Annotated in this window: 10 protein-coding genes; 3 read left to right on the plus strand and 7 right to left on the minus strand. The window is 42.4% G+C overall.

From position 1 onward, the window contains the following. The 5 genes from dnaX to ACT3TU_RS06515 all read right to left on the minus strand — a co-directional run. Positions 1 to 1,463 (minus strand): DNA polymerase III subunit gamma/tau (dnaX, locus tag ACT3TU_RS06495; protein ID WP_444784181.1); only part of this gene is annotated, 1,463 nt, incomplete at its 3' end. 173 nt (positions 1,464 to 1,636) lie between these two features. Next, complete coding sequence (locus ACT3TU_RS06500) at positions 1,637 to 2,896, minus strand: hypothetical protein (protein WP_192522427.1); 1,260 nt, start codon at positions 2,894 to 2,896, stop codon at positions 1,637 to 1,639. Positions 2,897 to 3,021: 125 nt separating this feature from the next. Further along, positions 3,022 to 4,560, minus strand: coding sequence for a lysine--tRNA ligase (gene lysS / locus ACT3TU_RS06505; RefSeq protein WP_192522426.1), 1,539 nt, complete (start codon positions 4,558 to 4,560; stop codon positions 3,022 to 3,024). 140 nt (positions 4,561 to 4,700) lie between these two features. Further along, positions 4,701 to 5,792 (minus strand): peptide chain release factor 1, encoded by a 1,092-nt coding sequence (gene prfA, locus ACT3TU_RS06510; RefSeq protein ID WP_192522425.1) that lies wholly within the window; start codon positions 5,790 to 5,792, stop codon positions 4,701 to 4,703. Between the two features lie 251 nt (positions 5,793 to 6,043). After that, positions 6,044 to 7,189 (minus strand): beta-ketoacyl-ACP synthase III, encoded by a 1,146-nt coding sequence (locus ACT3TU_RS06515; RefSeq protein ID WP_192522424.1) that lies wholly within the window; start codon positions 7,187 to 7,189, stop codon positions 6,044 to 6,046. Positions 7,190 to 7,542: 353 nt separating this feature from the next. Here ACT3TU_RS06515 and pnuC point away from each other — a divergent pair, with 353 nt between their 5' ends. The 3 genes from pnuC to ACT3TU_RS06530 all read left to right on the plus strand — a co-directional run bounded on the left by pnuC (position 7,543) and on the right by ACT3TU_RS06530 (position 9,826). Further along, positions 7,543 to 8,295 carry a nicotinamide riboside transporter PnuC gene (pnuC, locus tag ACT3TU_RS06520; RefSeq protein WP_192522423.1) on the plus strand — a complete coding sequence of 251 codons (753 nt, stop codon included), beginning with the start codon at positions 7,543 to 7,545 and terminating at the stop codon, positions 8,293 to 8,295. Next, positions 8,246 to 8,845: an AAA family ATPase gene (locus tag ACT3TU_RS06525; protein WP_192522422.1), complete on the plus strand. Its 600-nt coding sequence runs from the start codon at positions 8,246 to 8,248 to the stop codon at positions 8,843 to 8,845. Before pnuC ends, ACT3TU_RS06525 begins: the two co-directional genes overlap by 50 nt. A gap of 81 nt (positions 8,846 to 8,926) precedes the next feature. Continuing rightward, complete coding sequence (locus tag ACT3TU_RS06530; protein WP_192522421.1) at positions 8,927 to 9,826, plus strand: DMT family transporter; 900 nt, start codon at positions 8,927 to 8,929, stop codon at positions 9,824 to 9,826. A gap of 221 nt (positions 9,827 to 10,047) precedes the next feature. On the opposite strand, the gene ACT3TU_RS06535 is transcribed toward ACT3TU_RS06530, so the two are convergent. Together ACT3TU_RS06535 and ACT3TU_RS06540 are read right to left on the minus strand one after the other, a co-directional pair. Continuing rightward, positions 10,048 to 11,196 (minus strand): catalase family protein, encoded by a 1,149-nt coding sequence (locus ACT3TU_RS06535; RefSeq protein ID WP_192522420.1) that lies wholly within the window; start codon positions 11,194 to 11,196, stop codon positions 10,048 to 10,050. 53 nt (positions 11,197 to 11,249) lie between these two features. Next, complete coding sequence (locus ACT3TU_RS06540; protein ID WP_225735145.1) at positions 11,250 to 12,863, minus strand: Dyp-type peroxidase; 1,614 nt, start codon at positions 12,861 to 12,863, stop codon at positions 11,250 to 11,252. Positions 12,864 to 13,021: the final 158 nt, after the last annotated feature.

Consider the following 13,021-nt stretch of genomic DNA (forward strand, 5'->3'; position numbering starts at 1 on the left):
GGCTCAACAACAGGTTCAGGCTCAACAACAGGTTCAGGAGTAACGCTATTGCTTAAAACCTCCGACTCATATTCTTGACTTACGCCCAGCTGCTCATCATTACCCTGTTGTTGATAATCAACATCGTAAGATTGTAATGGTGGCACTGAAGCTAAATGTGCATTCGAAAGCGATGTAACATTTGTAATGTTTTCAACCCTATCATTATCAACCCTATCATTATCAACCCTATCATTATCAACCCTATCATTATCAACCCTATCATTATCAACATTGTCATTATCTGAGGTAGCACTACCACCTTCTATAACAGGCGTTTCTGAAGCTGATGCAGATCCAATAGAATGACTACTTAACACTTCATCGACAGGCAATGGGCGGAACGCTAATAAGCGTAAAATACACATCTCTAGCGCTTGCATCGGTGTACTAGCAAGTTTAACGCCTTCGCGCGCTTGTACCACAATCTCATAGTAGAGCTGCAATATATCGGGGCTAATATGCTGGGCAAGCGTATTAATATCTTGTGCCTGCGCCTCATTTACATTAAGAGCGACTTCAGGTAGCAACTGAGTTAATGCTAACTGGTGTAGTAATTCAGCCAGTCCATCAAACATGCTGGTCGCGTCAACCATTTGGGCGCGCATCTGTTCAATATGAGCAGCGACGGCAGATTTATCATGATTGTAGATATCGGTAATTAGACTGACCAAATCAGCAGCATCAATGAGACCAAGCATAGCGTTGACAGTAACATCATCCAACGCACCTTGACCAAAGGCGATAGCCTGATCGGTCAATGATAAAGCATCGCGTACTGAGCCTTTTGCCGCACTGGCCAACTGCCAAAGTGCAGGCTGCGTATAATCTACTTGCTCTTGGGTAAGGATGTTTGCCAAATGCTCGCTGAGTAATGTTTGCGGCAGCGGACGTAGCACGAACTGCAAACAGCGCGAGATGATAGTAATGGGCAGTTTTTGTGGATCAGTAGTAGCGAGTAAAAACTTAACATGCTCAGGCGGCTCTTCTAGCGTCTTGAGTAGCGCATTAAAGCTGTGCGTTGATAGCATATGCACTTCATCAATCAGGTAGACTTTATAACGCCCTTGGCTTGGCGCGTAAGGCACGTTATCTAGTAGCTCGCGTGTGTCTTCAACCTTGGTACGAGAGGCTGCATCAATCTCAATCAAGTCGATAAAACGACCTTGATCGATGGCCACGCAGTTATCACACACACCGCAAGGCGTACTGGTTATTCCAGTATCGCAGTTCAAACATTTGGACAAAATACGCGCAATCGTGGTCTTACCCACACCGCGCGTACCCGTAAACAGATAAGCATGATGCAGACGATTATAGTCAATCGCATTAATCAACGCCTGTGAGACGTGCGTTTGCCCAATCAACTCGTGAAAGTTTCTGGGACGGTATTTGCGCGCTAAAACTTGATATTGCTGCGTCATAGTAAATGCCAATATGAAAAATACAAATATAGGTAAAGCATCAGATCAGCGATCTATATTAGATTTGGATTATGTAGCCGGTTCAATATAGTTTGAATATAAGAAAGGCGAGTGAGCGTCCTACAAATAGTAGACTAAGCGAGCCTTACCGTATGCGTTTTATATAGAGTTGATTATAACTGGGCTTTAAGTTGCGCCAGCTGTTCGTATAAACGCTGGGTGTTTACATCTATAAGCGAGCCATTCTGATAAAAAGCATCCAGATGCACCTCAGTATTTACGCTATCGTCGCAAGGTCTAAACTCCACACCGATCAAAAACAAGTCATCCATTACGGGATCCTGCATCTGGGCGTTAAGTTCTAACAATAAATCTTGATGAGAAGCACGTACCTTGTCTGTGCTAAGTGGGCTATTTTCATCCTGCGCATAAAACACCATGAGATAGTGGCGTCCAAACACATTATAAGAATGCTCATGACAAACATAACCATTCCAGCGAGAATCTTGGTCCATGGTTTTATAAGCTAGGATTTTTTCAACCAAACAAGCGTAGGTATACATTGACTCATCTACCAAAATATCGACCTGCACTTTTGGTAGTGGTTGACCTGCTTCATAATAACTTTTGATCAAACTGTTAAATAGCTTGTACCACATCCGAGTGTTTTTTTGAATCTCAGCCATGAGTGCTTTGGCAAGTACTGCCTGATCAGGCTCTGCCGCTTTGAGCAAGCGTAGCTCAATCTGATCGATTAACTCATTATCGATCAATTGCTCTTGTACCCTAATCGCTCTTTGATGAAAGTCAGGTGACTGTAAAAACTGGATAAGCAACGTCGACTCGTCTTGGAACGTCTCAAACCCTGTCAATTGACGGCGATGAAACGCTAAAAATGCCGTCAAATCACTCGGCGTCACCAACTGTTCTATTATCTCAATAAAGTTTTGACGGCTAAATATTTGTAAAACACTTTGCTCATCATCCAAATCTAGCACACAGTCTTCGGCAAAAAACTGACTGCCATATTCATAACCGACCGTATAAGGCAATACTTCTGGAGCATCACCTTGATGCTTGATAGACAGTGACGTCAAACCGATAAAATATACCTCTTTATCGGTTGAGATTTTATTATCCGCCATCGATTTATCATTTTTTAGATAAAGCTGGGCATGATGCTTGATGAGTTGGTTGACAGTCTCTTTTCTCCACTCACGAATTTGAGTACTGTCTATTTTTTCCTTATCCGCTTGCATCACCACATCATTGACGATCAGATAAATAATGGCATTAGAAAACTCAAAAACAAAATCATAACCCTGAAAATGCTCAGGGTTACTTCTCTTATCTTCTGGTAACTCATACAAAGACAAAAAACTTTGCTGAACCATCTGCTGCCAAAGTGAGGGTGATGCTTGCTGAGTGTCCATAGTATCCCTATCCATTAAGTATCTATTAAATACCCATAAAACCTCATGAGTCTAAGCCGTTAAGTGTAAATGGCCTTCTTATGTTCAGTTTAGTGCCAGCAGGGATGTATGGCAAGCAGCTCGCTTTAACTCTCTAGTTTACGGCGCATGTGTGGAAATAAAATCACATCACGAATACTGGCAGAGTCGGTAAACAACATAACCAAACGGTCAATACCAATACCCTCTCCTGCTGTCGGCGGCAAGCCGTAAGATAACGCTTCTATATACTCTTCATCAAAATGCATGGCTTCATCATCACCAGCATCTTTTTCAGCAACTTGCCCACGGAAGCGTTCTGCCTGATCCGCTGGATCATTGAGCTCACTAAAGCCATTGGCCAATTCACGACCACCGATAAATAGCTCGAAACGATCGGTAATCTCAGGATTGTCATCGCTACGACGTGCGAGTGGTGAGGTTTCAGCTGGATATTCAGTAATAAAGGTTGGCTGACGTAATTGATGCTCAGCGGTTTCTTCAAAGATAATAGTCTGCAATTTACCCACACCAAACACGTCTTTTACTTGTTGCTTAAGCGTCGTCGATGCATACTCTGCTAGGTATTCACGGTCATTGATACGTGCCATATCGAAGTTTTCAGCATATTTTGCAATGGCATCAGACATAGATAGGCGTATAAATGGTGCTTTTAAGCTGATAGCTTCTTCTTGATAAGTAATCTCAGTCGTACCCAAAATATCCAACGCTAATTCATTAAACAAACGCTCAGTCAAATTCATCAAATCATGATAATCAGCATAAGCTTGATAAAACTCAATCATGGTGAACTCAGGGTTGTGACGGGTTGACACACCTTCATTGCGGAAACTACGGTTAATCTCAAATACTTTTTCAAAACCACCAACGACTAAGCGTTTGAGATAAAGCTCAGGGGCGATACGCAGATACAACGGCATATCTAGCGCATTATGATGGGTCTCAAATGGACGTGCCACCGCACCACCTGGGATAGGATGCATCATTGGCGTTTCAACTTCCATGAAACGTTCGTTCAACATAAACTTGCGAATACCGCTGACCACTTGGCTGCGAATCATAAACGTATCGCGGGTTGTTTCATTGGTCATCAAATCAAGATGACGATTGCGATAGCGCGCTTCCACGTCGGCTAGGCCATGAAACTTATTTGGCATTGGACGTAGCGCTTTAGTTAGTAGATGAAACTCTTCAATATGCACATACAAATCGCCTTTTCCTGAGCGACCGATATAGCCTGACACACCAACGATATCACCTAAATCTAGTGACTTAATACTCGCACGCGTCTCATCATCAAGCTCTTTACGTGCCACATATAATTGGATACGGCCTGTCATATCTTGGATAACAATAAATGCACCACGGTTGAGCATCACCCGACCAGCGACATTGACCTGTGTTTTCTCGCCTTTAGCATCATTGTCAGCGATTTCTTGTTTTGAGATCCCCTCAAAAGCAGTTTGCAAATCTTGGGCATAGTCGGTGCGTTTAAAGGTGTTGGGATAAGGCTGTTTACCTGAAGCAGTGATATCATCTAGCTTAGCTTGTAATTGTGCAATCAGCTCATTAGCGTCTTCTGGAACTTGCTCTTGGTTCTGATTTTGATTATTGGGCTTTGACATAACACTCTCAAACTTATTAGGTAATTAATGGAATTAACGAAAACTATAAACTTAAAATAAAAAATTCAAATAAAGCATTTAAAATAAAGCTGAACAACTCTGTTATATTTTTCATACTGAAGAAAATAACAACACTTATATCAATCACCGCCGCCAATACTGGCCATCAAGTCTGCCTGATGTTCACGTAACAGCGCATCAAGGATTTCATCCAAGTCACCTTCCATAATAGAATCAAGCTTGTATAAAGTCAGGTTAATACGATGGTCGGTCATACGTCCTTGCGGGAAGTTATAAGTGCGAATACGCTCTGAGCGATCGCCACTGCCGACCAAGTCGCGACGTATTGAATCCGCTACATCGACCTGCGCTTGTACCTTGACTTGTTGAATTTTGGAGACCAACATTTTCATCGCATGGGCGCGGTTTTTGTGCTGGCTGCGTTCTTGTTGACACTCTACCACGGTACCCGTTGGAATATGTGTTAAGCGTACAGCTGAGTCGGTGGTGTTAACGTGCTGACCACCGGCGCCACTTGAGCGAAAGGTATCCATTTTAATATCGGCAGGATTGATATCGACCGTATCATCAATCTCAACCTCTGGCATGACCGCAACGGTACAAGCTGAGGTATGGACACGGCCTTGGCTTTCGGTTTCAGGGACCCGCTGTACGCGGTGAGCACCAGACTCAAACTTTAAGCGACCATAAACACTATTACCAGATACACGAGTAATAATTTCTTTATAGCCGCCATGCTCGCCTTCATTGGCTGACAGGATATCTACCGTCCAGCCTTGGTTTTGGGCATACTTTTGATACATACGGAACAGATCACCCGAGAAAATCGCCGCCTCATCACCGCCCGTTCCCGCTCTAATCTCCAAGAATGCTGGTACTTTATCATTGGGATCTTTTGGCAGCATCATGACGTTGAGTGCCTCTTCCATTTCGACAATGGTATCATGTGCGCTCTCGATTTCATCCTGCATCATCTCTTTCATGTCAGGATCTGTCGCATCAGCTAGCATCGCTTCTGCATCCGCTTGATCCGTCTCTGCGCGCACATAGTTTTGCCATAAAGTAGTGATTTCCATCAAATCGCTGTGCTCAACGGACAGTTCACGAAATTTATTATTATCGCTGATGACACTCGGGTCTGATAATAAGGCGGTGACCTCTTCATAACGGTCTACCATCTGGTCTAAACGCAGTCGTAAGGATTCTTTCATAAAAGGACTTTTAATTGAATAATTGAAATAAGACCGTGATTATAGCAAATTTTTACTATGAAATTAAAACCTCTCAGCAATCTTGCCAATATATGGACAAACATTTTTGTTGTTTCTATGATATTGGCGCTTTTTTCTTATAGTTTGGGTGGAAAAATAAACTCTGCTTAAAAATTGAAAACAAAAAAATAGCCAAGAGTGTTCTTGGCTATTTTGATAATAATGACAGCTTTAGGGTAAGGTTTAAAAAACTAAACTTTACGAACCAATACTGATCCAATTGAATAACCGGCGCCAAATGAGCAAATCACGCCCAAATCACCGGAGGCAAGCTCATCTTTATAGCGATGGAATACAATCATCGGACTGGCTGAGCTAGTATTGGCAAACTCTGCAATGACGCTTGGGACAATCGATTTGTCTGCTTCTTTACCGATAACCGTACGCAAAATTAGATCCAGCATGTTGGCATTAGCTTGGTGTAGCCACATCATTTTCACATCAGACGTTGCTATGTCGTTTTCTTGCAAATGCTCAGAGATAACCTCTGAAACCTTCGGGCAAACCTCACGGAATACTTTACGGCCATTTTGTAAAAACAGCTTATCAGTCACAGGCTCTTTAAGGTCTGGATACATCTCTGTCTGTGCTGCTAGGAACTCTGAGCGATCCATAAAGCCATATTCGTTTTTGATGTTGGTCGAAAACTGAGTGAACAGCTTCGAATTCAAAATCTCATAGCCTCTTGGCGTATCTAAATCTTCGACGATAGAAGCAGTGGCGACGTCACCAAAAATAAAGTGGCTGTCACGGTTACGCCAGTTTAGATGCGCTGAGGTAATCTCAACGTTGACCACAGCGACGCGCTTAGCAAGGCCAGAAACGATAGAGCCATGCGCTTGCGATAAACCGAAAGTCGCGGCACTACAAGCGACGTTCATATCATAAGCAAAGCCGCCCACCATACCGATCTCATTTTGAATCTCGATCGAAACCGCAGGGTAAGTACGCTGAAAGTTTGAGCAGGCAAGGATGATACCATCCAAATCATTGGCCTCAAGTCCAGCGTCTGCCAGTGCGTCTTTAAGCGCGGCAGCACCCATCTCAGCCATGATAGACAGCTCTTCGCCCAAATTACGATAAGCAATCACGGGTGCCATGATTTCAGGGTCTAAAATACCGTCTTTTTCCATCACATAACGTGATTTAATACCAGATACTTTTTCGATAAACGCTGCTGATGAAGGCTCAAGCGCGGTAACCGTTCCTGCTTCGATGTCGTCGGCATGTTTGGTATTATAATTATCAACATACTGGTTAAATGACTCTACTAGCTCTTCATTACTGATGCTATAAGGGGGAATATACAGGCCGGTGCCTGTGATACAAGTCGTCATGATAAGCTTCCTTGTCTACTACAATATAAGGCTTGGGATAAGCATAAAGGTGAAAAACAACAGTTGTTTGATTTCAGTGAATAACTGTAAACTTAAAATCAGTGCCTTTATTATGCCTGAATATTATTATTTTTCTAATACTTTGTTACAAATAATCAGCTTCTTATCAGGAATAGGTAAAGATTGGCTTTATTTTACGACAGCTGCGCTATAATTAGCGCAATTTAAACGATAGTCGGTTCAGAGTAAAAGTGAGACGATTGTAATAACCTGCTATCAACGATACTTGCCCTGATCTATTAGAAATCTCAAAATCAACGAAACATAATAAACGCTCATATTTGGTAATGCTAATGGTAGAACTTCTTAATTGGTTATTTGGACAATACGCCGACTACCCCACACTATTTATAGTGCTTGAATTGATGGCGGTTGTATTTGGGGTTACTAGTGTCATGCTCGCCAGCAGAACCAATATCTTGGTCTTTCCTGTCGGACTGGTAAGTACTGCTATATTTGTCTACTTGCTGTGGAAGTGGCAGCTGTTTGGTGATATGTTCATCAACGCTTATTACACGGTCATGAGCATCTATGGTTGGATCAACTGGACGCAGAATAAAGAGCGCACACAGTATCAAGATCATATAAACCCAACCAGCCAGCAGCATGATAGCGGCTCAGAAAATAATAATACTCAAAATACCATTGAAGTGGAACATTTAAGCAAAAAAGACCTGCCTATATTGGCATTACTGGCCACTACAACTGCGGCTTTTGTGGCGTTGATCTATTATTTTAGACCGGTGATTAATAATAACTTTAGCTTTGATGGTGCCGTATTAGGTCTGCATTTATTTACCTGGGTGGATTATACCGACATGCTGACTACAGCGCTGTTTTTGATGGCAATGTGGCTGATGGCGCGGCGCAAGATTGAACACTGGCTATTATGGATCATCGCCGATGCTATCTCCGTACCGCTATACTTTTATAAAGGTTTAACCTTTACCGCGCTACAATACGTCGTCTTCACTCTCATCGCAATTTGGGCATATTATGAATGGCAACGACGCTACCGTATGCAACCTAAAGCAGCATACGCCTAAATCCGTCATTAACGTCGCTATACTGGGGGCAGAGAGTACGGGTAAGACCACCTTGTGCCGCGATTTAGCAGCGCACTTTGGGTCTCCTTGGGTGCCAGAATATATGCGTACGTACTTGCAAGCGAAATGGGATAAACAGCAACTTACTTGTACCTGGGATGATTTATTACCTATCGCCCAAGGTCAGATTGAGTTAGAGAATAAGCTCGCCGAACAAGCCGCCCAAACACCAGATAACGCCCACTATTTATTCTGTGATACCAGCCTGTTTGAGCTGATGATTTATGCCAATTGGTATTATGGCGATTGTCCTGAAGCGCTTACCAAAGCAGCATTGGCGCACCATTATGATTTGATACTATTGACCGAGGTGGATATCCCGTGGGTCGCTGATGATTTGCGTGATAGCCCACATCAGCGTGAAGAGATAAGTGCTTATTTTGCCAGTCAGCTACACACCCACCAAAAGCCTTTTCGATATATTGCCGGTGATAGAGATGAACGAGTTCGACAGGTAGTAAAGTGGCTAGAGTTAAGAGCTTTGGAGTAAACGTTTTTAATTAAATAACCATACTTAGGCTATTATTGATAATTAAGCACAAAAACTCTATGAATGATTGTAGGATTTATTTTGAAAGTCATCTTGTACACGACGACAGCTTTAATAGCGTTTGCCGCCAACTCATTGCTTTGTAGGATGGCATTAGCAGAAGGCTATATTGATGCTTGGAACTTCACAGCGATTCGATTATTAAGTGGTGCAGCATGCCTCGGACTTATCATGGCGATGCAGGCGCACTATTTAAAAAAGACCGCTTTAAAACAAAACGGCAGTATTGCTGACACTATTTTAAACGATAAAGGCAGTTGGCTTAGTAGCATAAGCTTAGTGATTTATGCGCTGTGTCTTTCAGTGGCTTACCTAGAGCTTGATACTGGAACTGGCGCACTTATTTTATTTTCAGCGGTGCAGCTGACGATGATTGGCTGGGGGATTTATAATAAAGAGCATTTAAATACTCTGCAATGGACAGCTCTATTGATAGCTTTCGCAGGTTTTATCTACTTGATGTTGCCATCAGCTACCACACCCTCTTTATTTGGCGCGTTAATGATGGCAATAAGCGGTGCTGCTTGGGGTGTTTATAGCATCCGTGGTAAAGCGTGCATATCGCCATTACGAGCTACAGGCTTTAACTTTATAAAAAGCCTAACCGTTATCCCTATACTGTTATTATTAGGCATGAATGAGCTCAACAGCATCAGGATTGAAGGGCTATTACTAGCTTCCGCTTCAGGAGCCTTAACTTCTGGACTCGGTTACAGTATTTGGTATATGGCACTACCCTTATTAAAAAGCACCCAAGCGGCAGTCGTCCAGCTATGCGTACCTGTGTTAGCGGCTGTCTTAGGTATGGTGTTTTTATCTGAGCCATTGACACTACCGTTCGTTATCGCAAGCGTGGTGATTTTAGGGGCGGTATTGGTGTTTATTTTAAATAAAGAAATGCCAAAACCCTTAACGTCATAGACAATATACGGCTGATCAAACTTCAGCGTTTGATATATAGTCAGTGAAAAGTAAAATCGATACATCACGTACTGCTGGTATAGTTTTTCCTTGCTTGCTGTGCCTACGCAGACAGAGGCTGCAAAAAAACTATACCCGCAGTATCGTAGCGTTTTTAAAGTATTTTAACTATATATGTAGAACTGAAACACCCTAGTCAATACAAAATCCTGAACATCTATTTAAAAAAATGATTTATCAAAGGTTTCTTTTAGACTTTTAGGCTCTTGGCGTTTGACGTCATTGAGTTTATGGCGTGTCTCTGAGGCTATCTGATAAGCTTTTAATCGCGATTGCTGTAGATTGCCAATCGGACGGTTTTCTTCTAAACAACGAAATGGCGTAAAAGATAGGTTTTCCATAACCTCAAAATTGCCATCATCAGGTACATCTTGACAAGGAATCGTGAGCGTTGCCACTGTCACAAAAGGCGTATCAGACGCTTTCCATTCAGTAGTGAGCTCTTCAATCGGCTGCTTTTTAAGGTTACGACAAAGCTGGATCTGCACCTCAAACTGATAATCGTGCTCACGTATCTCATCGATAATCAGCGGACCAATCGCTTCTTCTTTGGCAGCGATATCTACTTCGCGACGGGTGATCTTTTTAGCCGATGCCGTTGTCGGTGTCACTCTTATTTTAGCCATATAGTCGCCATGACGTACCACGCCTTGCGAATGGAAATCATAAAGCAAAGTATTTTTTGGCTCAATTGTCGTAAACCCGCCCAATGCTTTAAAGGTTTTTAATGACTCTTTGCTTGGCAGAGTTGAGCCATAGTTGGTCAACCAGTTAAACGCTAATTTTGCTTTGCCGACTGCGCCTTGTTTAGCATATTTAGGTATCTCTAAAAATAGCTTAGAGATATAAGCGTAGTCTTCGATTCTATTGCAAAAGAATACCGGATGATTGATTAAGTTAAAGTCAAAATTAGGGCTATCCTCTTCACCAGGCGCTAATTTCTCACCGGGTACGTCGAACACCTTAATGGCTAGACCTTGTGCTAAGCCAAGTTCTCGATCGGCTGACACGCGAGAGGCGCCATTGGAGAAGCGAATAACCGCATCATGAATACCTGATGTGGCATAAAAACCTTGGGCATACTCGGCAGGAATATTGTCCAAAATCTCAAATTTCGCTTTCAGTGCGCAATAACCTTTGGCATGGGCATCGCGGGTATGATAGTCGATGCCACTAGCTTCATCACTTTTAGCAATATAGTTTTTAATATCGTCAGTAATGGTACGAATATTACGCTCATCCTGCTCTGATAACTGAATATACTTATTATCGTATGGCACATATTTAGGTTTAAATAGTTTCTTTAACATGGTTTTTTCGCCCTTTTTTATAAGTAGATATGCATTTTTTATTATTTTTTTTTTTAGGATAATTCACTAATCCATTTCAACGCCGACAAACTTGGGATAAATAAATATTCACCACCGTACAAGGTATTAAAGGTTTCGATACCATGATAGCGCTGACGAATTGGCTCGGCAGGAACGGTAAAAGTATCGGCAGCCGCGTCTTTATCGCCATGATGGACGCCAAGCATAGGGTCTTTTTCTTCGCCTAAACTCATAAAGTTACCATCATTGATCCATTGAGATTGCAAAAATTCAACCGTTTCCATAGCATGGGCATTGATACCAATAAAGAACAAGCCACGCTCTTTGCCATCCTCTTCGGTGACATCAGCTGGTAACACCTCACCGAAGCCCACACTACGTCTGACAATTCGGTGGATACGCACATCAGATAAAATAAAGTCCTTGCTGTCTCGTGGGTTCATACGTCTAGTATGCGCACCAAACGGGCATTTTTTGCCATATGGGTCGTCTTTATAGCCAAAATCATTATTCCGGTTTGGGTCATCGCCCAGCGCCTCATCATCATAATCAGGCGACAATACTAAAGGTGCACCTGAACGCCAACGCCCCCACATTTTCGCGCCCAGTAACTCAGCTGCTTCATCACTTGCGCTGTTGTCTTTTAAAAATTTATTAAAAGCGGCAACATGACTGTTATAAGCCCTTAATACCATAAACGAGCCGTTTTTACCCAAAACTTCAGGCTGCGGCATAGGCGGTATCGTACCCGCTTCACCTTTATAGCCCAGTACAAACTCGCCCGCTGCAATGGCGTCATCCGTGTTGCTTGGTGGTGTCTGAATACCGCTGCCTTTGATTTCTGGATTACTAATACCATCACGATAACCAAAGACATTTTTGACATTATTATCAGAGCCAAAATCATGCTCCATTAGGATTTCAATGTCACCACTGGCAGGATCGTCTTTATTGATATGTGACTTAATATTGTCTTTTAGCTCGCTAAGCTTTACTTGCCATTTGTCTTTGCTATCTGCGATGATGGCTGCGCAAACATGAACATCGCCTTGTTCACCAAACGGTGCTGCCCAATTTTGTGGTGCGTTCACGCCATTATCACGCAGTTTATCAGCCCGTCCTGCCATACCTGCTTTAAAAGAGTCTGGAAAGCTATCTAACGAGGATTGCGGTACATCCAACGCCTCTAGACCGGCATAAGTCATGACCACAGATAGCGTGGCTTCCATATCTTTATGCCATTCTTTACTACCAGTGACATCAGCCAAAACTTGCGCGAGCATTTGTCGCCCAACTTTAGCATTATTAATTTTAAGCGCAACGACCGTCCCAAAATAAGGCGTCGGACGATCTCGTAAAATAATGGATTGGATGTCTTCTAATTCCATGCTCACTAAATTAGGATTGAACACCCCGCGCGCTTTATGAGTCAATGTTTCAATACCATCACCGACTTCTTTTTTGATATCTTGTAACCAAGATTCAAACTTACTGTCCTCGATACGATTGCCAAACTCATCTTTTAAGTCATGCAGTTTATCCCCCAAACTATTGTTAGATTTATTTTCTTGCTGAGGGTTATTTTGGTGGTCATTGCTTTGAGTGCTGTCGTTTTTCTTATCATTATTAGAAGTATTTGTACTCATTATTCAACCTATTTTTATAGTTATATTGATTTATGCCGCCCTTATTCTCTATATAGCTGATACTGAATAAAATAGATACACGATACTATGCTGCGTGACTGGTACAAATTTTTCTTGCTTGCTGTGCCTACGCCGACAGAGGCTACAAAAAATTTATT

Origin of the sequence: Psychrobacter sp. AOP3-A1-26 (assembly GCF_052378235.1) — a bacterium.
In the GTDB taxonomy this organism is placed as follows: Bacteria; Pseudomonadota; Gammaproteobacteria; order Pseudomonadales; family Moraxellaceae; genus Psychrobacter.

Excerpts from the sequence above, each read along its gene's own strand:
- ACT3TU_RS06500 (WP_192522427.1), bottom strand. The coding sequence starts at position 2,896 with ATGGACACTCAGCAAGCATCACCCTCACTTTGGCAGCAGATGGTTCAG.
- lysS (WP_192522426.1), bottom strand. The coding sequence starts at position 4,560 with ATGTCAAAGCCCAATAATCAAAATCAGAACCAAGAGCAAGTTCCAGAA.
- prfA (WP_192522425.1), bottom strand. The coding sequence starts at position 5,792 with ATGAAAGAATCCTTACGACTGCGTTTAGACCAGATGGTAGACCGTTAT.
- ACT3TU_RS06515 (WP_192522424.1), bottom strand. The coding sequence starts at position 7,189 with ATGACGACTTGTATCACAGGCACCGGCCTGTATATTCCCCCTTATAGC.
- pnuC (WP_192522423.1), top strand. The coding sequence starts at position 7,543 with ATGGTAGAACTTCTTAATTGGTTATTTGGACAATACGCCGACTACCCC.
- ACT3TU_RS06525 (WP_192522422.1), top strand. The coding sequence starts at position 8,246 with ATGAATGGCAACGACGCTACCGTATGCAACCTAAAGCAGCATACGCCT.
- ACT3TU_RS06535 (WP_192522420.1), bottom strand. The coding sequence starts at position 11,196 with ATGTTAAAGAAACTATTTAAACCTAAATATGTGCCATACGATAATAAG.
- ACT3TU_RS06540 (WP_225735145.1), bottom strand. The coding sequence starts at position 12,863 with ATGAGTACAAATACTTCTAATAATGATAAGAAAAACGACAGCACTCAA.